Origin of the sequence: Streptomyces tropicalis (assembly GCF_029269835.1) — a bacterium.
Lineage (GTDB): Bacteria > Actinomycetota > Actinomycetes > Streptomycetales > Streptomycetaceae > Streptomyces > Streptomyces tropicalis.
The window spans coordinates 1-20,470 of sequence record NZ_JARJBB010000020.1; the positions used below are offsets into that span (position 1 = coordinate 1).

The 20,470-nt window shown below is 73.8% G+C and carries 18 protein-coding genes; 11 read left to right on the top strand and 7 right to left on the bottom strand.

Translation table 11 applies throughout. The annotated features are described in order from the left end of the window. A partial coding sequence (locus P3H78_RS27115) for a COG1361 family protein (protein ID WP_498073052.1) occupies window positions 1-889 on the top strand: 889 nt, incomplete at its 5' end. Between the two features lie 666 nt (window positions 890-1,555). Here the strand turns inward: P3H78_RS27115 and P3H78_RS27120 are convergent. Next, window positions 1,556-1,927: an ArsR/SmtB family transcription factor gene (locus P3H78_RS27120; RefSeq protein ID WP_276111805.1), complete on the bottom strand. Its 372-nt coding sequence runs from the start codon at window positions 1,925-1,927 to the stop codon at window positions 1,556-1,558. Window positions 1,928-2,031: 104 nt separating this feature from the next. On the opposite strand from P3H78_RS27120, the gene arsM reads away from it, so the two are divergent. The 9 genes from arsM to P3H78_RS27165 all read left to right on the top strand — a co-directional run bounded on the left by arsM (window position 2,032) and on the right by P3H78_RS27165 (window position 12,826). Then, window positions 2,032-2,916, top strand: a complete 885-nt coding sequence (gene arsM / locus P3H78_RS27125; protein ID WP_276111806.1) for an arsenite methyltransferase — start codon at window positions 2,032-2,034, stop codon at window positions 2,914-2,916. Window positions 2,917-3,045: 129 nt separating this feature from the next. Then, window positions 3,046-3,363 (top strand): hypothetical protein, encoded by a 318-nt coding sequence (locus P3H78_RS27130; RefSeq protein WP_276111807.1) that lies wholly within the window; start codon window positions 3,046-3,048, stop codon window positions 3,361-3,363. Between the two features lie 465 nt (window positions 3,364-3,828). Further along, window positions 3,829-4,701 (top strand): DUF2797 domain-containing protein, encoded by an 873-nt coding sequence (locus tag P3H78_RS27135; RefSeq protein ID WP_276111881.1) that lies wholly within the window; start codon window positions 3,829-3,831, stop codon window positions 4,699-4,701. Window positions 4,702-4,802: 101 nt separating this feature from the next. Beyond that, a complete protein-coding gene (locus P3H78_RS27140; protein ID WP_276111808.1) occupies window positions 4,803-5,711 on the top strand; it encodes an amidohydrolase family protein in 909 nt (302 codons plus the stop codon). Window positions 5,712-5,795: 84 nt separating this feature from the next. Further along, entirely contained in the window at window positions 5,796-6,539 is a 744-nt protein-coding gene (locus P3H78_RS27145; RefSeq protein WP_276111809.1) for a response regulator transcription factor, read from the top strand. Further along, entirely contained in the window at window positions 6,536-8,179 is a 1,644-nt protein-coding gene (locus tag P3H78_RS27150; RefSeq protein ID WP_276111810.1) for a sensor histidine kinase, read from the top strand. The genes P3H78_RS27145 and P3H78_RS27150 overlap by 4 nt, the downstream gene beginning before the upstream one ends. Before the next feature lie 14 nt (window positions 8,180-8,193). Beyond that, entirely contained in the window at window positions 8,194-9,507 is a 1,314-nt protein-coding gene (locus tag P3H78_RS27155) for a bifunctional glycosyltransferase family 2/GtrA family protein (protein ID WP_276111811.1), read from the top strand. After that, entirely contained in the window at window positions 9,497-11,839 is a 2,343-nt protein-coding gene (locus tag P3H78_RS27160; protein WP_276111812.1) for a glycosyltransferase family 39 protein, read from the top strand. Before P3H78_RS27155 ends, P3H78_RS27160 begins: the two co-directional genes overlap by 11 nt. 186 nt (window positions 11,840-12,025) lie before the next feature. Continuing rightward, a complete protein-coding gene (locus P3H78_RS27165; RefSeq protein ID WP_276111813.1) occupies window positions 12,026-12,826 on the top strand; it encodes a TetR/AcrR family transcriptional regulator in 801 nt (266 codons plus the stop codon). Here the strand turns inward: P3H78_RS27165 and P3H78_RS27170 are convergent. From P3H78_RS27170 to P3H78_RS27185, 4 genes are all read right to left on the bottom strand, one after another. Beyond that, the gene (locus P3H78_RS27170) at window positions 12,799-13,284 is read right to left on the bottom strand and encodes a PPOX class F420-dependent oxidoreductase (RefSeq protein ID WP_276111814.1); all 486 of its coding nucleotides are present in this window, start codon (window positions 13,282-13,284) and stop codon (window positions 12,799-12,801) included. The genes P3H78_RS27165 and P3H78_RS27170 overlap by 28 nt on opposite strands. A 187-nt stretch (window positions 13,285-13,471) precedes the next feature. Continuing rightward, a complete protein-coding gene (locus P3H78_RS27175) occupies window positions 13,472-14,293 on the bottom strand; it encodes a YceI family protein (protein ID WP_276111815.1) in 822 nt (273 codons plus the stop codon). A gap of 100 nt (window positions 14,294-14,393) precedes the next feature. Continuing rightward, window positions 14,394-16,880, bottom strand: a complete 2,487-nt coding sequence (locus P3H78_RS27180; RefSeq protein ID WP_498073053.1) for an MFS transporter — start codon at window positions 16,878-16,880, stop codon at window positions 14,394-14,396. An 85-nt stretch (window positions 16,881-16,965) separates the two neighbouring features. Further along, entirely contained in the window at window positions 16,966-17,460 is a 495-nt protein-coding gene (locus P3H78_RS27185; RefSeq protein WP_276111817.1) for a MarR family winged helix-turn-helix transcriptional regulator, read from the bottom strand. Between the two features lie 303 nt (window positions 17,461-17,763). Between P3H78_RS27185 and P3H78_RS27190 the strand changes: the two genes are divergently transcribed. After that, window positions 17,764-17,955, top strand: a complete 192-nt coding sequence (locus tag P3H78_RS27190; protein ID WP_276111818.1) for a hypothetical protein — start codon at window positions 17,764-17,766, stop codon at window positions 17,953-17,955. Between the two features lie 359 nt (window positions 17,956-18,314). On the opposite strand, the gene P3H78_RS27195 is transcribed toward P3H78_RS27190, so the two are convergent. Together P3H78_RS27195 and P3H78_RS27200 are read right to left on the bottom strand one after the other, a co-directional pair. Further along, window positions 18,315-19,241 carry an RNA polymerase sigma factor SigF gene (locus P3H78_RS27195; RefSeq protein WP_276111819.1) on the bottom strand — a complete coding sequence of 309 codons (927 nt, stop codon included), beginning with the start codon at window positions 19,239-19,241 and terminating at the stop codon, window positions 18,315-18,317. Window positions 19,242-19,487: 246 nt separating this feature from the next. Further along, window positions 19,488-20,372: an RNA polymerase sigma factor SigF gene (locus tag P3H78_RS27200; RefSeq protein WP_276111820.1), complete on the bottom strand. Its 885-nt coding sequence runs from the start codon at window positions 20,370-20,372 to the stop codon at window positions 19,488-19,490. Between the last annotated feature and the right edge of the window lie 98 nt (window positions 20,373-20,470).

Sequence of the window (20,470 nt, forward strand, 5' to 3'; positions counted from 1 at the left end):
CGTCGCCTGTACGGCCTCCGGTCAGGTCACCAACACCGCCTCGGCCACTGGCGGCGGGGACACCGACACTCACACCGCGACCGATCCCACGACCATCACCGGCGCCTGCCCGCCCACGCTGGCGATCGGCAAGACCCACAGCGGCTCGTTCGGGCGGGGTCAGTCAGGCTCCTACACGCTCACGGTCGGCAACGACGGGACCGGCGCGACGGACGGCACTGTCGTCACCGTGACCGACACTCTCCCGGCTGGGCTTACCGCGACGTCGTTGGGTGGTACCGGGTGGACGTGCACGCTGGCCACGCTGACCTGTACCCGCAGTGACGTCCTCGCGTCCGGTGGCAGCTATCCGGCGGTCACGCTCACGGTCAGCGTCGCCTGTACGGCCTCCGGTCAGGTCACCAACACCGCCTCGGCCACTGGCGGCGGGGACACCGACACTCACACCGCGACCGATCCCACGACCATCACCGGCGCCTGCCCGCCCACGCTGGCGATCAGCAAGACCCACAGCGGCTCGTTCGGGCAGGGCAAGAGGGGCACCTACAACATCACGGTCACCAACAGTGGCACCGGCCCGACCGACGGCACCACCGTCACTCTGACCGAAACCTTGCCCAAGGGACTCACCCCCGTCTCGCTTAGCGGTACTGGATGGGCCTGCAGCCGATCCACCCTCACCTGCACCCGCAGCGACGTCCTCCCCTCAGGGAGCAGCTACCCACCCGTCACCCTCAAGGTGGACGTCTCCTGCAAGGCCCCCGGCACCGTCACCAACACCGCCACCGTCACCGGAGGCGGCGACACCACCACCCACACCGCCACCGACCCCACCAAGATCAAGCGTCACCAGCGCCACAAGCACTGCGATCACCACGACCACTGGTAGGGCGACTCTCCTTGACGAGATCCGGCTAGAGCTACGGATCAGAAGCTGCCCGTGCCCCATCCGTGCCGGAAACCGGGGGGACCACAGTGGCGAGCGGATATGACGCAACAACACGGCCCCCTGACCGTCTCGTCCGGTCAGGGGCCATTCACCGGCGCGGTGGGTGTGGGATTTGAACCCAGGGCGGCTCGCGCACGACCGTTTTCAGGACCTTCACGAGCGAAGCCGCAGGTCCGGGGCCTGTTGCGTGACATCAATAGCTGACATCAACAGAGGCGTACAACCACGCACGGCGGCGGGCCCGTAAGCGGCGGACGGACCAACAGATCCCAGCAGGCGAACGGTCCGTGATGGTGCTGCACGCGCCTACGGATCAGAAGGTTGCAGGTTCGAATCCTGCCGAGTGCACACAGGTGAGAGGCCCCCGGAGAGATCCGGGGGCCTCTTGCGTTGCGCCGTACAGCAGCGAAGTGCAGCAACCGTGTCAGCCGGTGCCGCCCATCGCGTCGAGCAGGGGCAGCAGCCGGGTGATGTCGTGGCGGTTGCCCGGTCAGGGTGATGGCGAGCGAGGTGGACATCATCCAGCAAGCCCGGCGTACGCATCCACGGCCACCAGCAGCCCGGTTCCCACGGCTTCAGCGGCGAGCCGTCGGCCCGGGGGCGCGGTCACGCGCCGGCTCCGGTGGCCCGCGGCGTGGTCGGGAATGCGGCGAGCCGGTCCAGGACACCGGGCTGCACCCAGTGGTACACCCAGGTCCCGCGCCGCTCGCGGTCGATGAGCCCGGCCTGCCGGAGCGACTTGAGGTGGTGGGAGATCGTCGGCCGGGACAGCTCGAAGGCCGGTGTCGGCGCGCACGCGCAGAGCTCGCCGTCCTCGCCGCGCGAGGCGATCATCGACATCAGCCGGAGGCGGACCGGGGCGCCCAGAGCCCTGAACGCCTTCGCCGGCTCGGCCGCCTCCGCCTCGTCCAGCGGCGCGGACAGCCCCGCGCAGCAGGCGGCCTCCCGTCCGATCACCTCCCCCTCTTGATTCGACATGCCTCTATGTTGACGTCTTTCGATCCAAGGCGCACGGTTGTGTCAATGAACGTCGATGCAAGCCGTTCCGGGGCACGCCGTGCCCCGTCACCTGGGAGTGACTCATGAGTGAGCAGTCCACTGACCTGCGTGAAACCGTCCGCAAGCGCTACGCCGCGGCGGCCGTGAAGGTGACCGAAGGCGGCCCCACGTGCTGCGGGCCGCAGCCGGTCGAGGCCGGCGAGAACTTCGGCTCGGCCCTGTACGCCGCCGACGAGCGCGACGCCCTGCCCGCTGAGGCCGTCGCCGCGTCGCTCGGCTGCGGCAACCCGACCGCCGTCGCAGAACTGCGTGAGGGGGAACGCGTCCTCGACCTGGGGTCGGGTGGCGGCATCGACGTCCTGCTCTCCGCCCGACGCGTCGGCCCCACCGGCAAGGCGTACGGGGTGGACATGACTGACGAGATGCTGGCCTTGGCCCTGGCCAACGCCGAGGAGGCCGGCGCGACCAACGTCGAGTTCCTGAAGGGCACCATCGAGTCCGTCCCGCTGCCTTCGAACACCGTCGACGTGGTGATCTCGAACTGCGTGATCAACCTGTCCGTCGACAAGCCCGCCGTGTTCGCCGAGACCTTCCGCGTCCTGAAGCCCGGCGGTCGCATCGGTGTCTCCGACATCGTCGCCGACGACACCCTCACGCCCGAGCAGCGCGCCGAGCGCGGCGACCACGTCGGGTGCATCGCCGGTGCCCTGTCGTTCGCCGAATACCGCCAGGGGCTAGAGGCGGCCGGCTTCACGGACGTCGAGATCACTCCCACCCGCGCGGTTGCCGACGGCATGCACTCCGCCATCGTCCGCGCCGTCAAGCCCGCCGGCGCGACGGAGGCGAACGGCGCCTCCGCAACCGCCGCTTGCTGCGGCGCACCAGCCTGCCGCACGTCCGGCGAACAGGCCGCCGATCCGTCGACGACCGTCGCCGAGGGCAAGGCCGCGAGCGGCTGCCGGGGCTGACGGCGACCTCGGCGGCAGCGGCGTGCGGCAACCGGGTGCGCGATCTTGCGAGCAGGCGCCCGACGGCATTGCCAGGCCCCAGGTCGAAGGGGTTGACTCGGCGCCCTGGCCGTTTCCGGGAGGGGTGTCATGTCCGCGTGGATCATGGTGGGTTCGGGCTGTTTGGTCGTGGTGCTGGGCGTGCTGGCCCTGAACGGCCGGGGCACCGCGGCGTACGGGCCGTCGCCCGTGGCCGGTTGGGGGTGGATCGCCGTGGGAGGCGGCTTCATCCTGGACGGAGGCCCGAGGCTTCTCGGCTTCCCGTCCGGAGCCGCCATGCTTCTTTCCACCGTTGCCCTGGGACTCGTCGTGCTCGGTGGGGTGCTTCTGGTCCGGGGCGGAAGGTCCGCCAGGAGGACGTCACCGGGGGACGGCTGCCGCGGCGCGGCCGGAGCGGGCCGGCGCTAGTGCTGTGACCGCAAGGGTCACCGGCTCGCGGCGCCCGGCACGGCACCTCGCCGCGTTGCCGCCTCACCCGAGTACCTCCCGTACGCGGGCGACGCTCCGCCCTGCGATGCTCCCCCCACAGCCTGAACGGCGTGGGAGGTGCCGCCGGCACCGGACGCCGCGAGCATCCCGACACACCCTTCCGGCCACAGCACCAGCAGCGGCGTCCGCGGCGGAGCCGGGCGCCGCAGGTGCGCCTCCCGCCGTGTGCGCTCAGGCCGCAGGCCCCGCCGGTCCGCCCGGCGGGACTCCGGTGCTTCCCGGCGGCGCGGTCCGGATGTTCGCTGCCGGGCGGGGGTGTATGCCCGCCGAGGACGGGGCCGCTGCCGCCCCGGCGCGCCCGCTCCGTGGGGTTCGCCGGGACCCCGCGCCGACGTGCAGTCAGTAGCATCGGGCTCTTCCGAGGCGGCCGGGACGTGGACGGGGATGGCGCGGGTGTGGGAGTGCGCGGGGCTGCGGTGGTCGGCGGACGGGCCCGTCCTGGCCTGGCGGGGCGGTCGGGCCAGCGCCCTGGCCCGGGGGCGGAGCATCGCCTTCCGGGTCGCCGCGGACGGCGCGCGGACCTGCGTCGGCGCCCGGGGGCACGCCTGTCCGGTGCATGCGGTGGTGCCGGGGCGGAGCACCGGCGCACGCTGCGAGGAGTGCGCGCGGCTGGACCGGGCCCATTCCGTGGCCGCCGACACCCTGGCCGACGACCCGCGGCCGTACCGCGTCTATCTGGCCTGGTTCGGGCCGGGCCTGACCAAGGTCGGGATCACCGCCGTCGCCCGCGGCCCGGCGCGGCTGCTGGAGCAGGGCGCGGTCTGCTTCACCTGGCTCGGCACCGGCCCGCTGATGGCGGCCCGCCGCACCGAGGAACTGCTGCGGGCCGCGCTCGGTGTCCCCGACCGCGTTCCGTACGCCGTGAAGCGTGCCGTCCGGTCGGCGCTGCCGGCGACGGAGGCCGGGCGGGCGGCCGAACTGGCGGACCTGCACGGCCGGGCCGCGGTGCTGGACGCCTGGCCGGAGTCGCTGGCGCGGGAGCCGTTCCGGCCCGTCGACCACGGGGAGACCTTCGGGCTGGCGGGTCTGCCCGACGCGGCCGGCGAGGTGCGGGAGCTGATCGCCGGGGGCGAGGTCCGCGGCGAGCTGGTGGCGGCCGCCGGCCCCGACCTGCATCTCGCGACCGGCGCCGGGGTGATCGTGCTCGACACCCGGCTGCTGCCCGGCTGGCGGCTCGGGCCGGGCGGCGGCGGGGGAGTCACCGTGCCGGTGCGGGCGTTCGAGCGGCCGCCGGGCGTGCAGGACGGCCTGTTCTGAGCGGGCCGGACGGCTCCGGCCTCCTCCGGGAGGGAGCGGGCCGGACGGCTCCCTCCCGGAGGGCTGGACGCCGTGCGCCCCCGGGGGTGATCGTGGGCGGCATGAACGATCAGCCACGGCCCGCGGACCCCGCGGCGGAGGAGGACGAGGTCCGCCGGTTCCGCGAGCGGCTCGGGATCCCCGGTCTCGTCGACGTGCACACGCACTTCATGCCCGAGCGGGTGCTGCACAAGGTGTGGGCCTACTTCGACGGGCTCGGCCCCCTCACCGGCGGGATCGAGTGGCCCATCGCCTACCGCGAGGAGGAGGACCGGCGGATCGCGCGGCTGCGCGGGTTCGGCGTCCGCGCCTTCACCGCCCTGCTCTACCCCCACAAGCCGGGCATGGCCGCCTGGCTGAACGGCTGGGCGGCCGACTTCGCCCGCCGCACGCCCGACTGCCTGCACACCGCGACCCTGTTCCCGGAGGAGGGCGCCGAGGCATGCGTCCGCACGGCCCTGGACGCCGGCGCCCGTGTCTTCAAGGCGCACGTCCAGGTCGGGGCGTACGACCCGGCCGACGAACTCCTCGATCCGGTCTGGGGGTTGCTGGCCGAGGCGGGCGCCCCGGTGGTGATCCACTGCGGGTCGGGTCCGGCGCCGGGCAAGCACACCGGCCCCGCACCGGTCGGACGGGTGCTCGCCCGGCATCCGCGGCTGCGCCTGGTGGTCGCGCACCTGGGCATGCCGGAGTACGAGGACTTCCTCGGCCTGGCCGAGCGGTACGGGCAGGTGCGGCTGGACACCACGATGGCCCTCACCGACTTCAGCGAGCGGCTCGCCCCTTTCCCGCGGCGCGCCCTGCCCCGGCTGGCGGACCTCGGGGACCGGATCCTGCTCGGCTCGGACTTCCCCAACATCCCCTATCCGTACGCCCATCAGCTGCACGCCCTGGAGCGGCTCGGCCTCGGCGACGGCTGGCTGCGGGCGGTGTGCCACGACAACGGGGCGCGGCTGTTCGACCTGCCCTGAGCCCGCGCGGGGACGGCGCGTTTCTCAGGGAATTCACAGACTTGCGCAAGCACGCTCTCAGAGGGCGCCGACAGGGTGTCCCCCATGACGACGACGACCTCGCCCCAGGGGCGCACCGAACTGCTGAGGCCGGACGGGAGTCCCGTCCGGGTGCTGGTGGTGGACGACGAGCAGTCGATCACCGAACTGCTGTCCATGGCCCTGCGGTACGAGGGCTGGCGGATCCGCAGCGCGGGGGACGGGCAGGGCGCCGTCCGGGCCGCGCGGGAGTTCCGGCCCGACGCCGTCGTCCTCGACATGATGCTGCCGGACATGGACGGGCTCGCCGTCCTCGGCCGGCTGCGCCGTGAACTGCCGGACGTGCCGGTGCTGTTCCTCACGGCGAAGGACGCCGTGGAGGACCGGATCGCCGGACTCACCGCGGGCGGGGACGACTACGTCACCAAGCCCTTCAGCCTGGAGGAGGTCGTCGCCCGGCTGCGCGGGCTGATCCGCCGCTCCGGCGCCGCCGACCGCCGTTCCGAGCCGGTGCTCGTGGTCGGCGACCTCACCCTCGACGAGGACTGCCACGAGGTGGCGCGGGGCGGGGACCACATCCACCTGACCGCCACCGAGTTCGAGCTGCTGCGCTTCCTGATGCGCAACCCGCGGCGGGTGCTGAGCAAGGCGCAGATCCTGGACCGCGTGTGGTCCTACGACTTCGGCGGCCAGGCCAACGTGGTCGAGCTGTACATCTCCTACCTGCGACGGAAGATCGACGCCGGCCGCGAGCCCATGATCCACACCCGGCGCGGCGCCGGCTACCTGATCAAGCCCGCGGTGTCATGAGGCCCCGGCGGCCGCGTCCGTACCGGCGCGGCGCCGGGCGGCCGCGCACCCTGCGGACCCGGCTCGTCGTCTCCGCGGTGACCCTGATCGCCGTCGTGTGCACCGTGATCGGTGCCGTGACGACGCTGGCGCTGCGGGATTACCTGTACGGGCAGCTCGACGGCAAGCTGCGGGAGACCGGGCGGGCGGTGGCCGGGCGGATGATGCACCGCCCGGGGGACCCCGGCACCGCCGTCCCCGGGCAGCCGGCCGGGGGACCGGGCGCCGGCGCGGACGGTACGGTCCCGCCGGACGACCGGGTGAAGGGCCTGCTCACCCAGGGGCCCGCGCAGCCGAGGACGGTGGCGGCCGCCGTGCAGGACGGCACGGTCACCGCGGCGTCCGTCGCCCGGCAGAGCGACCGCAGCGACGGCTCGTTCCGGCGGATGGAGGCCGTGTCCCTGACCGCCGCCCAGCGGGCGGCCCTCGCCCGGGTGCCCAGGGACGGCTCCGCGCACTCGGTGGACCTGCCCGGTCTGGAGGCGTACCGCGCCGTGTACGTCGGCGACCGGGCCGGCGGCGCCGGCTACTACGTCGCGCTGCCGACCGCGGACGTCACCGGCACCCTCACCACCCTCGTCCTCGTCGAGGTCAGCGTCACCGCGGCCGGGCTGATCGCCGCCTCGCTCGCCGGTGCCGCCATCGTCGGGGTCGCGCTCCGCCCGCTGCGCCGGGTCGCCGCCACCGCCACCCGGGTCTCCGAACTCCCCCTGCACACCGGGGAGGTGAACCTCAGCGAGCGGGTGTCCGCGGCGGAGACGGATCCGCACACCGAGGTCGGCCGGGTCGGCGCCGCCCTCAACCGCATGCTGGACCACGTCCACGGCGCCCTGCACGCCCGCCAGCAGAGCGAGACGCGGGTACGGCAGTTCGTCGCGGACGCCAGCCACGAACTGCGCACCCCCCTGGCCTCCATCCGCGGGTACGCCGAGCTGACCCGGCGCGGACGGGAGGAGGTCGGGCCCGACACGCGGCACGCCCTCGGCCGGATCGAGTCCGAGGCCGGGCGGATGACCCTGCTCGTCGAGGACCTGCTGCTGCTCGCCCGGCTGGACGCGGGACGTCCGCTGCGGTTCGAGCGGACCGACCTCGTCCCGCTGGTCGTGGACACCACCGGCGACGCGCGGGCCGCGGGCCCGGACCACGTCTGGCGGCTCGACCTGCCCGGCGATCCGGCCCCGGTGTCCGCGGACGCTCCCCGGCTCCAGCAGGTCCTCGTCAACCTGCTGGCGAACGCGCGCACCCACACCCCGCCCGGCACCACGGTGACCGTACGGGTGCGGCACGGGGGGCCGTGGGTGCGCGCCGAGGTCGAGGACGACGGGCCGGGCATCCCGCGGGCGCTGCTGCCGCACGTCTTCGAACGGTTCGCGCGCGGCGACTCGGCGCGTTCGCGGGCCACCGGGTCCACCGGCCTGGGGCTGGCCATCGTGCAGGCCGTGACGGCCGCGCACGGCGGTGCGGTGACCGTGGACAGCGTCCCCGGCCGGACCGTGTTCACCGTGCGCCTGCCCGCGTCCGGCACGGCCTCCGGTGCGGACCGCGACCCGCTCCCACAGGCACGGCACAGCCTCACCACACGGGTGGGACAGGCCGGTTGAGAAGAGTCGGTTCCATGCGAACCGACTCTTCTCCCGGCACCCTGCCGGCGCGGGAGCACCTCCCGGCCGCGGACGCCGGCACCCCTGTCCTGGACGTGGTGATCCCCGTCCACAACGAGGAGAAGGACCTCCGGCCGTGCGTGCTCCGCCTGCACGAGCACCTGGAGCGCACCTTCCCGTACCCGTTCCGCATCACCGTCGCCGACAACGCGTCCACGGACACCACCGCGCAGGTGGCGTCCCTGCTGGCGGCGGAGTTCGGCGCGGTGGGGTGGGTCCGGCTGGAGCAGAAGGGCCGCGGCCGGGCGCTGCGGACCGTCTGGGCGGCCTCCGACGCCCCGGTCCTCGCCTACATGGACGTGGATCTGTCCACCGACCTCAACGCGCTGCTGCCGCTGGTCGCGCCGCTCATCTCCGGCCACTCCGACCTGGCCATCGGGTCGCGGCTCGCGCGCAGTTCGCGGGTGGTGCGCGGCCCGAAGCGGGAGTTCGTCTCCCGCTCGTACAACCTGATCCTGCGCGGCTCGCTCCAGGCCCGCTTCTCGGACGCGCAGTGCGGCTTCAAGGCGATCCGGCGCGACGTCGCCGGGGTGCTGCTTCCACTGGTGGAGGACAGCGGCTGGTTCTTCGACACCGAGCTGCTCGTGCTCGCCGAGCGGGCGGGCCTGCGCATCCACGAGGTGCCGGTCGACTGGGTCGACGACCCCGACTCGTCGGTGCACCTCGTGCGGACGGCGGCCGAGGACCTCCGGGGCGTGTGGCGGGTGGGCCGGGCGCTGGCCACCGGCTCGCTGCCGCTGGACCGGCTCGGCCGCCCCTTCGGGGACGACCCGCGCGACCGGGACCTGCCCGACGTTCCGCTCGGGCTGGCCCGCCAGCTCGTCGGCTTCTGCGTCGTCGGCGGCCTGTCCACCCTCTTCTACCTGCTGCTCTACGGCGTCTTCCGGGAGTTCTCCGGCGCGCAGGCCGCCAACGCGCTCGCCCTGCTGGCGTCCGCGGTCGCCAACACCGCCGCCAACCGGCGGCTGACGTTCGGGGTGCGCGGCCGGGGCGGCGCCGTCCGCCACCAGGCGCAGGGCCTGGTGGTGTTCGCCATCGGCCTCGCGCTGACCAGCGGCTCGCTGGCGGCCCTGGGCGCCGCGACCAGCCGTCCCGCGCACTCCACCGAACTGGCCGTCCTGGTGGCCGCGAACCTCGCGGCGACGGTGCTGCGCTTCCTGCTCTTCCGCGCCTGGGTCTTCCCGGACCGCCCCGACCCGGTCGGCGGCGTCACCGGCCCGGTCGCCGACCACGCCCCTGCGATCCGAGGACTGCGCGATGACCACTGACCACGACCGCACGGGCGGACCCGGCGGCACCCGGCCGTCCTCCTGGGGACCGCCCGGCACCACTCCCCCGGGCGCCCGCTCCGCACCCTCCGGCACCGGCACCGGCGCACCGGGCGGCGTCGCCGCCGGGACCGGCGGGCCCGGCATCGGCGGACCCGGCACCGGCGGGCCCGGAACCGGACTGCCGAAGCCGCCGCTCGTGCGCCGGCTGTGGCGCGGCCGCCCCGAGGAGCCCCGCTGGGCCCGCCCCGCGCTCCTCGCGCTGCTGCTCGCCACCGGGCTGCTCCACCTCTGGGACCTGGGCGCCTCCGGATACGCCAACTCCTTCTACTCGGCGGCCGCGCAGGCGGGCAGCGTCTCCTGGAAGGCGTTCTTCTTCGGTTCGCTGGACGCGGGCAACGCCATCACCGTCGACAAGCCCCCGGCCGCGCTGTGGCCGATGGCGCTCGCGGTGCGCGTCCTCGGCCTCGGCTCCTGGGCGGTCCTGGGGCCCGAGGCGGTGATGGGCGTCCTCACGGTCGCCGTCGTCCACGCCTCCGCCCGCCGCCGGTTCGGCCCCGCGGCCGGGCTGATCGCGGGCGCGGTGACGGCCCTGACCCCCGTCGCCGCGCTGATGTTCCGCTTCAACAACCCGGACGCGCTGCTGACGCTGCTCACGGCGCTCACCGTGCACCTCGTCGTGCGGGGCCTGGAGGACGGCCGCGCCCGGTGGCTGCTGTGGGCGGGTGTCGCCACCGGCTTCGCCTTCCTGACCAAGACGCTCCAGGCATTCCTGGTCCTGCCCCCGCTGGCCGTCCTGTACGGGGTCCGCGCGCCGGTGCGGCTGCGGCGCCGGCTGGCCCACCTGGCGCTCGCGGCTGCCGCGCTGGTGGTCTCCGGCGGCTGGTGGGTCGCCGTCGTCGAGCTGTGGCCCGCGTCCTCCCGGCCGTACATCGGCGGATCGCAGCACAACAGCTTCCTGGAGCTCACCTTCGGCTACAACGGCCTCGGCCGCCTCAACGGCGACGAGACCGGAAGCGTCGGCGGCGGAGGCGGCGGCAACGGGTCCGGCCAGTGGGGGGAGACGGGCTGGGGCCGGATGTTCGGCTCCGAGGTCGGCGGACAGGTCTCCTGGCTGCTTCCGGCCGCGCTGATCCTGCTGGTGGCGGGCCTCGTGCTGACCCTCCCCCGCTACCGCTCCGGCGAGGGGACCCCCGGTGCCGGACGCACCGACCCCGCCCGCGGCGCCCTCCTCGCCTGGGGCGGCTCGCTGCTGACGACCGCGGCCGTCTTCAGCTGGATGGCGGGCATCTTCCACCAGTACTACACGGTCGCCCTCGCCCCCGGCATCGGCGCCGTGGTCGGCATGGGCGCGGTGCTGCTGTGGCGCGAACGGCGGCGGGCCCCGGCCGCCTTCGCCCTGGCCGCCGCCATGACGGCGACCGCGGCCTGGGGCTACGTGCTCCTCGCGCGCACCCCCGACTACGCGCCCGCGCTGCGGTGGCTGGTCCTGGTCGGCGGGTCGGCCGCGGCGCTCGGCCTGCTCTTCGCGGGCCGGCTGGGCCGTCGGGCCGCCCTCGCCGTGGCGGCGGTGGGCCTCGCGGCCGCGCTGGCCGGCCCGGCGGCGTACACCCTGAGCACGGTGACCACCGCGCACACCGGGTCCATCCCGACGGCCGGCCCCGCGGGCGCGAGCACGATGGGCTTCGGAGGCGGCCGGGGCGGCGGCCCCGGTCCCGGCGGCCTGCCGCGCCGCGGCGGCCAGGGGCAGGGTCAGGGCCGCAACGGCTTCCCGGGCGGCGGCGCAGGCGGCTTCCCCGGCGCCCCCGGGAACCAGGGCCCGGGCGGTCCGGGCCAGGGGCAGGGGCAGGGGTGGAATCCCGGCGGGGCGCCGGGAGGGGGAGCCGGGACGGGCAACGGTCTCCCCGGCGGCGGGCGCACGGCCGAGGGCGGCCGCACGGGGGCCGGAGGACCCGGCGGGCCGCTGGACGGCGCCCGGGTCGGCTCCGCCGCGCGGACGCTCCTCACCCGGAACGCCTCCCGCTACACCTGGGTCGCCGCCTCCATCGGCTCCCAGAACGCCGCGAGTTACCAGCTCGCCACCGGTGACCCGGTCATGGCGATCGGAGGCTTCAACGGCACCGACCCCTCGCCGACCCTCGCGCAGTTCCAGAAGGACGCGGCCGCCGGGCGGATCCACTGGTTCATCGCCGGCGGGGGCATGGGCGGCGGCCCGCGCGGCTCCTCCGGGTCCGGCACCGCCGCGCAGATCACCGCCTGGGTCGAGAGGAACTTCCCCAAGGTCACGGCCGGTTCGGCCACCTTCTACGACCTCACCACCAGGACGGGCTGACCCGGGGCGCGGAGCGGAGCAGGGGGGGTGCCCGGGGCGGGGGAGTCCCGGGCACCGCCCGTTCCGGCGGGCCGGCCGCCGCGTTGCCGCACCGGGCGCAGCGGGCACACTCCGTGGTGGAAGCCGCCCGAGCGTCCCGCCGGGGCGGCGGCAGGACCGGCGGTCGACTGCGGAGAAAGGTGCGCCATGGTGAGGGCAGCCCAGGGGGCCAAGGGCGCGGCGCGCACCAGCGTCTGGCTGGAGGGCAGGGAGCGCCGCGGCGGCCGGGGGAGCGGGCAGCCCTCCGGGCTGGACCGGGAGCGGATCACCGAGGTCGCGGTCCGCCTGCTGGACGCCGAGGGGCCGGCCGGGTTCTCCATGCGCCGGCTCGCCGCCGAGCTGAACGTGACGGCGATGTCCGTGTACTGGTACGTCGACACCAAGGACGACCTGCTCGAACTCGCCCTGGACGCCGCCTTCGGCGAGCTGCGGCTGCCCGGCGCGGACTCCGGCGGGGACTGGCGCGACCAGCTGCGCGCACTCGCCGCCGAGTACCGCGCGCTGCTGGTGCGCCACCCCTGGCTGTCCCCGCTCGCCGGGACGTTCCTCAACATCGGCCCGAACGCCCTCGCCTTCTCGGGCAGCGTGCAGCGGGTCGTCCGCCGGACGGGGCTGCCCGAGCAGGGGCTGGCCGGGGCGATCTCGGCCGTGTTCCGCTTCGTGTACGGGTACGGCACGATCGAGGGCCACTTCGTCGCCCGCTGCGCCGACGCGGGCATGGCGCCGGACGAGTACTTCCGGCATGCGATGAGCGCGGCGACCGCGGTCCCGGACGCGGCCGAGGTGCTCCGGGAGTCGGCGAACCTGATGGCCGCCCGCGGCGGCGACACCGTCCGGGAGATGCTGGACCGGGACTTCGACTTCGCCCTGGAGCTGCTGGTGGCGGGGATCGAGGCGATGGTGCGCCGGACGGCCGCGGATCAGGTCCCGCCGGACTCCTCGTCCTGAACGAGGCGGGCGGGGAAGCCGCCGGTGGCCACCGGGCCCCAGCGCTCCGGAGCGATCCGGATGATCGACTTCCCCTGCTTGAGCATGGCCCGGCGGTACTCGTCCCAGTCCGGGTGCTCACCGGCGATGTTCCGGTAGTACTCCACCAGCGGCTCCACCGAGTCCGGGGCGTCGATCACCTCGGCCGAGCCGTCGATCTGCACCCACGGGCCGTTCCACTCGTCGCTGAGCACCACGAGGCTCACCCGCGGGTCCCGCCTGGAGTTGCGGGTCTTGGCCCGGTCCGGATAGGTGGAGAGCACGATCCGTCCGGAGTCGTCCACACCGCAGGTCAGCGGCGAGGCCTGGGGGCCGCCGTCGGCGCGGCGGGTCAGCAGCAGGGCGCGGTGCCGGGGACGCACGAAGTCGAGCAGTCCGTCCAGCGACACCCGGGTGTTGGTCGCGATGTTCGGTGCCATGCCTGCACCCTAGGGGGTGATCACCCGCGCCGGGCCGTCCGCGGCCGACCCTGCCGTGCCTACCACCGCGAGGATCACCCCGACGCACCCGGCCGGCCCCTCGGGGCGCGTGCGCGAGCGGCGCGGCGCGCACCCGGGGGTGCGCACCGCCGCGTCGGCCGGCCCGCCGGCCGCGGTGGTCCGCCCGTCAGACGGCCGGCAGGGAGTCGCCCTGCACGGCCTGGATGTCGAGTTCCACCTTCAGGGTCGTCCCGATGGCCGCGATGCCGGCCTGGAGGACCTGGTTGTAGTTCATGGCGAAGTCCTCCCGGCGCAGCTCCGTGGTCGCGCGGAAGGCGGCCCGGGTGCCGCCCCAGGGGTCGGCGCCGGTGCCGAGGTAGGCCAGGTCCAGGTCGACCGGGCGGAGCACGCCGTGCATGCCCAGCTCGCCGTGGACGGTCCAGCGGTCCGGGCCGGCGGCGCTCACCCCGGTCGAGCGGAAGGTGATCTCCGGGTACGTCCCGACGTCCAGGAAGTCCGGGGACTTCAAGTGCCCGTCACGCATGCCGTTGCCGGTGTCCACGGAGTCGGCGCGGATGACCGCCTCCACCCGGGACGTGGTGACGTCGTCGGGGGCGATCTCGATGGTGCCCCCGAAGTCGGTGAACCGGCCGTGCACGCTGGAGATGCCCAGGTGCTGGGCGACGGCGGCCACCGAGGAGTGGACCGGGTCGATGGTCCACGGGCCGGGCGGCGGCAGCTCCGTGCCGCCCTGCCGGGCCAGGGTCACCGTGCCGACCTCGGCACGGCCGCTCGCCGTGACGATCGCGCTGGAGGCGGCGGGCGCGTACCCGACGGCCGTGACGATGACGGTGTAGGCGCCGGGCGCCAGCTCGGTCGTGTCCCGGACGGTTCCCTCGTGGTCGGTCCCGGCGCGCAGCACCTGCGTGCCCGTCATGTCGGTCACCGTGACGACCGCGTGCGACACGGCCCATCCGTCCCGGGTGCGGATCCTCGCGGTCAGTCCCATCCCGTTTTCTCCCTGAAAAGCAGTACAAAATGGTCGTAAGAAAGCCGGCCCGCGGCGGGCGCTCCCGATGCGGGGCGCGCCGGCCGCGGGCCGGGTTCCGTCACTCGCCGGGGTGGGCGAGCGCGATGTCGTGGTCGTCGGTACCGCGGCCGGAGACCGTCAGGGCCGTCGCCACCGGCGGGTAGCCCGTCGCGATGACGGTGTACTCGCCGCTGTTGAGGTCGGTGAAGGCGTACGCCCCGTCGGTGCCGGTGGTGGCGGTGCCGACCACGTTGCCCGCCGCGTCGACCAGGGTCACACGGGCGTCGGCGAGGGGCCCGTGCGGGGCCCGGACGACGCCCTGGAGCTGGGCTCCGGAGTCCAGCTCGACCTCGACGCGGGTGACGCCGGTGCCGCTCACCTCGACGGGCAGGGCCCGCGGCCGGTAGCCGGCGGCGTTGACCGCGACGGTCACCGCGCCGGGGACCAGCTCGGCGAAGGAGAACTCGCCCTGCTCGCCGGTGGTGCCGGTGGCCAGCAGGTCGCCGCGCACGTCGGTGACGATCACCATCGCGTCCTTGACCGGCAGTGCGCCCTCCGCGGCCCGCACCACACCGCTCAGGCCGCTGGTGCCGCTGAGCAGGATGTCGTACGCGACCGGCTCGTCGTTGACGACGACGGTGGAGGCCTGCGGCTGGAAGCCGTCGGCGGAGGCGATCAGGACGTAGGAGCCGGCGCCCGGGGCGTCCACCGCGTAGGCGCCGTCGGCCTGCGCGACCGACCGGCCCAGCTGGCGGCCCGCCAGCGAGATCAGCGTGACGGCGGCCCGCGGCACCGGCGCGCTCTCGGCGCCGCGGACGAAGCCGCGCACCGGGATCCCGCCGCCGGCGGCCGGCGCAGGCTCGGCGGCGGCCGCGGTGGCGACGGCGGCGAGCCGCTGCGTGCCCGCGGGGCCCGCCTCGGGGGCCGCGGCCGCGGCCCAGCTGGGCACCTTCTCCTCGGCCGCGACCGCGGACTCGACGACGGCCGGGTCCTGGGCCTCGGCGACGGTCGGCGTCGCGGCCGGGTCGACGGGGGCGGGCTCGCCCTCGGCGGCCTGGGCCATACCGCCCTTGGTACGCAGGGGGACCTCCTTGATGAACAGGGTGATGAGGAAGGCCAGCGCGGCGAGGCAGCCGGCGATGAAGAAGACGTCGGCGATGCCGTGGCCGTAGGCGCTCTCCATGACCGTGCGCAGCGGCTTCGGCAGCGCGTCCATGTCCGGGATGGTGTCGCTGGACTTGGATCCGGCCAGGGCGGCGGCGTACCGCGGGTCGAGTGCGGCCAGGCCGTCCTTGACGTAGTCGGTGATCCGGTGGGCCATCACCGCGCCGAGCGCGGAGACGCCGACCGCACCGCCGAGGGACCGGAAGAAGGTGACCGTGGAGCTGGCCGAGCCGAGGTCGCTCGGCTCGACCTGGTTCTGCGTGCAGAGCACCAGGTTCTGCATCATCATGCCGATGCCGAGACCCAGCAGGGCCATGAAGACGGCCATCTTCCAGTAGGCCGTGTCGTACCGGATGGTGCCGAGCAGGCCCAGACCGGCGGTCACGAGCACGCCACCGCTGACCAGCCACGCCTTCCAGCGGCCGGTGCGGGTGATGAACTGGCCGGAGACGGTGGAGGAGACGAACAGGCCGCCGATCATCGGGATCGTCATGACACCCGACATCGTCGGGGACTTGTCCCGGGCGAGCTGGAAGTACTGGCTGAAGAACACGGTGCCGGTGAACATCGCGATGCCGACGAAGAGCGAGGCGAGCGAGGCGAGCGTGATGGTGCGGTTGCGGAACAGCCGCAGCGGGATGATCGGCTCGCTCGCCTTCGACTCGACGAGGACGAACAGCGCGCCGAGGACGATCGCGCCGCCGACCATCGCGTAGGTCTGCCACGACACCCAGTCGAACTTGTCACCGGCGAAGGTGACCCAGACCAGCAGCAGCGACACCGCGGCGGAGATGAAGAACGCGCCGCCCCAGTCGACCTTCACGTCCCGCTTCACGACGGGCAGGTGCAGGGTCTTCTGCAGCACGATCAGCGCGATGACGGCGAAGGGGACGCCGACGTAGAAGCACCAGCGCCAGCCCAGCCACGAGGTGTCGGTGATGACACCGCCGAGCAGCGGGCCGCCGACGGTGGCGACGGCGAAGGTGGCGCCGAGGTAGCCGGAGTAACGGCCGCGCTCGCGCGGGGAGATCATCGCCGCCATGACGATCTGCGCCAGGGCGGACAGGCCGCCGACGCCGATGCCCTGGACCACGCGGCAGGCGATCAGCATGCCCGGGTTCTGCGACAGACCGGCCGCCGCCGAGGCGACGACGTAGATGATCAGGGCTATCTGGACGAGCGCCTTCTTGCTGTACAGGTCGGCGAGCTTGCCCCACAGCGGGGTGGCCGCGGTCATCGACAGCAGGGCGGCGGTGACGACCCAGGTGTAGGCGGACTGGCCGCCCCCGAGGTCGTTGATGATGTGCGGCAGCGCGTTGGAGACGATCGTGGACGACAGGATCGCCACGAACATGCCGAGCAGCAGCCCGGAGAGCGCCTCCATGATCTGCCGGTGCGTCATCGGAGCGCCGTCGGAGGAGCCTCCCCCGTGCTTGGCGTGAGCCCGCACACCGGCTGGTGTGGTCGTTGCCATGGGCTTCCTTTTCTTACGTGCTTGCGGGTGTACGGGTGGTCTCTTCGACTACGGGGGCGGGGATCCGGACCGGGGCGGACCGGCAGTCGCCGAAGCTGGCGCGCAGCCGGGTCATCAGCCGGATGAGCTGGCCGACCTCGTCGTCGGTCCAGTCGCTCAGCCGCTCCGCCAGCAGATGGCTGGTCCGCCGGGACAGCTCGTCGAGCTGCTCCATACCGGTGGGCGTCAGGCGCAGGATGCGCGAGCGCCTGTCCGCCGGGTCGGGGAACCGCTCGATCCAGCCGCGGTCGGCGACGTGCGCGACATGCCGGCTGGTGACCGACATGTCCACGGAGAGCAGCTCCGCGAGCTTGCTCATGCGCATGTCGCCGTGGCGGCCGAGCAGGGTCAGCACGGCGGCCGATCCGGCCGGGCAGTCGGGCGGCAGGATCCGTCCCATGTCCCGTTTCACGGCCCCGACGGCGCTGAGCTGACGCGCCAGTTCTTCGTACTGCGCCTGCCCGGCCATCACACCTCCCGTATTCGTTGCTTAGGGCAACCATAGAGGAGGTTGGTTGCTGCAGGCAAACAAGTGGGTCGAGAGGGCAGCAAAGAATCGGCAAAGATGTGTATTGCGTGTGTAAATTCGCAGGTGAACCGCGGGTGTCAGGGTCGGGGCGGCGAGTGGTGCCGCGGGCGAGGGCCGCCCTCCGTGCCCGTGGTCCGGAAGGCGGCCCCGGGGGAAGCGCCCACGGCGCCCGCGACCTCTGCACAAAACCTCGACCGGACCCCGGGTTGGGCCGCCCCCGCGTTTTCGCTAGGGTCTCGGGCCATGGCTAACACGCAGGGCCCCCAGGGCAACTTTGACTCCGCCGGCAGCACGCAGATGTTCCGCGCGTTCGTCGACGAGGCTCCCCCGGCCGCGCCGCAGCAGGCCTCCGCCGGTCCGCGCGTCGGCCTGATCGTCGGCATCGTGGTGGCCGTGCTCGTCGTCGCCGCGGTGGCCTGGCTCGCGCTGAAGTAGGGCGGACCTCCCACTCCTTCACGGACCCCGCGTTCGCGCGGGGTCCGTCGGGCGTGCCCCGGCGCCTCATCCGGCCCGGGCCGCCCGCTCCCACGCGCTCCGGGATGCCGTCGCCGGCCGGCCGTGCGCGGGTCCGCCCGCGTGTACGCCGGCGCGCGGCCCCGCATACGCGGCCCCGCGCACACGACGACGGCCGCCGGGGCGGCCGTCACGACGCCTCGGCGGCCGGGGTCCGAAGGGGGCCTCCCCGTGCTCCACGGCGGCGCCCGGGGCGCCGCGCCCCGCGGCCGACGCTCCCCGCCTGCGCGTCCCCGCAGCGGATGCGGGGACGGCTCGGCCGGCGACGAGCTCCTCGCGGCTCAGTCGGAGATGAGTCCCTCGCGGAGCTGCGCCAGCGTCCGGGTCAGCAGCCGGGAGACGTGCATCTGCGAGATGCCGACCTCCTCGCCGATCTGCGACTGGGTCATGTTGGCGAAGAACCGCAGCATGATGATCTGCCGTTCGCGGGGCGGGAGCTTGGCGAGCAGGGGCTTGAGCGACTCGCGGTACTCGACGCCCTCCAATGCCGTGTCCTCGTAGCCCAGACGGTCCGCCAGCGAGCCCTCGCCGCCGTCGTCCTCGGGGGCCGGAGAGTCCAGCGAGGACGCGGTGTAGGCGTTGCCCACGGCCAGGCCGTCGACGACGTCCTCCTCCGACACCCCCAGCACGGCGGCGAGTTCGGCGACCGTCGGCGAGCGGTCGAGCTTCTGCGAGAGCTCGTCGCCGGCCTTGGTCAGCGCGAGCCGCAGCTCCTGCAGGCGCCGGGGCACCCGGACCGACCACGAGGTGTCGCGGAAGAAGCGCTTGATCTCGCCGACGACCGTCGGCATCGCGAACGTCGGGAACTCGACGCCCCGTTCGCAGTCGAAGCGGTCGATGGCCTTGATCAGGCCGATGGTGCCGACCTGGACGATGTCCTCCATCGGCTCGTTGCGCGAGCGGAAGCGGGCCGCCGCGTAGCGCACCAGCGGGAGGTTCAGCTCGATCAGGGTGTCCCGGACGTAGGCGCGTTCGGGACTGTCCTCGGAGAGCGTGGCGAGCCGCAGGAAGAGGGAGCGGGACAGGGTGCGGGTGTCGATGTCCTCCGCGGCCGGCGGGACCGGAGCGGGCTCGGCCGGAAGGTCCGGGGCCGCGGCGGCCGGGAGGGCCACTGCGTCGTTGAGGCCGCCGAGGGCGCCGAGCGCCTCGGGCGTGCCCTCGCTCTTCATGAGCGTGAGCACCTTGGAGCTGCCCTGATCTGCGGACATGCCACCCCCTCTGGGTCGCGGGACGGTCGCGGCCGGGGCCCTCCCGGAGAAGAACACCGGCCCTCACCTGAATACCGGCGCCGAAGCCCCGGCAAACGCGCTTCCGGCAGAATGTCACATGTCGGCAACACGCTGTAGTGACATGTCGACATCCGAGACGCGAATAGGCCCTGCACACACGGCGTCTGACGGTGTGTCGGGCCCGGGATGTCGGGATCTGCCCCGGAGCGGATTCGCTCCTGGCGGTTACGCCTCGATCCTGTTTGCGGATCTCAGCCGCTGGAAACTGCGGGCCAGCAACCGGGACACGTGCATCTGCGAGACGCCGAGTTCCGCGCTGATCTGGGACTGGGTCAGATTGCTGTAGTAGCGCAGCAGCAGGATCCGCTGCTCCCGCTCGGGGAGCTGGACGAGGAGGTGGCGGACCAGGTCGCGGTGCTCCACGCCGTCCAGGGCCGGGTCCTCGTAGCCGAGGCGGTCGAGCAGGCCGGGCAGCCCGTCGCCCTCCTGCGCGGCCTCCAGGGAGGTCGCGTGGTACGACCGCCCGGCCTCGATGCAGGAGAGCACCTCCTCCTCGGTGATGCGCAGCCGCTCGGCGATCTCGGCCGTGGTCGGGGTGCGCCCGAAGGACGTCGTCAGGTCCTCGGTCGCGCTGTTCACCTGCACCCACAGCTCGTGCAGCCGGCGCGGTACGTGGACGGTGCGGACGTTGTCGCGGAAGTACCGCTTGATCTCGCCGATGACCGTCGGCATCGCGAACGTCGGGAACTGCACCCCCCGCTCGGGGTCGAAGCGGTCGATGGCGTTGATCAGGCCGATGGTGCCGACCTGGACGACGTCCTCCATCGGCTCGTTGCGGGAGCGGAAGCGGGCGGCCGCGTAGCGCACGAGCGGGAGGTTCGCCTCGATGAGCGCCCCGCGCACGCGGGTGTGCTCCGTCGTGCCGGGGTCGAGCTCCTTCAGCTCGGCGAAGAGCACCTGGGTGAGCGCCCGGGTGTCGGCGCCGCGGCGCTTCTCCGGGGCGGGGGGCTGCGCGGGGGCCTGGGGCTGGACGGCAGCCTCTTCCTGGGGTGGCGCAGTACTGGCCGACACGGTCAACGCCACCTCTTCGTCGATCAACTCATCCGTCAAAAGCGGTCATAGCATCACAAGACAGGTCCATCGTGTTCAAGCACCGCATATGCACGTGTTGAGGGATGAAATACATCCGAGACATGGCGAAACCCCGC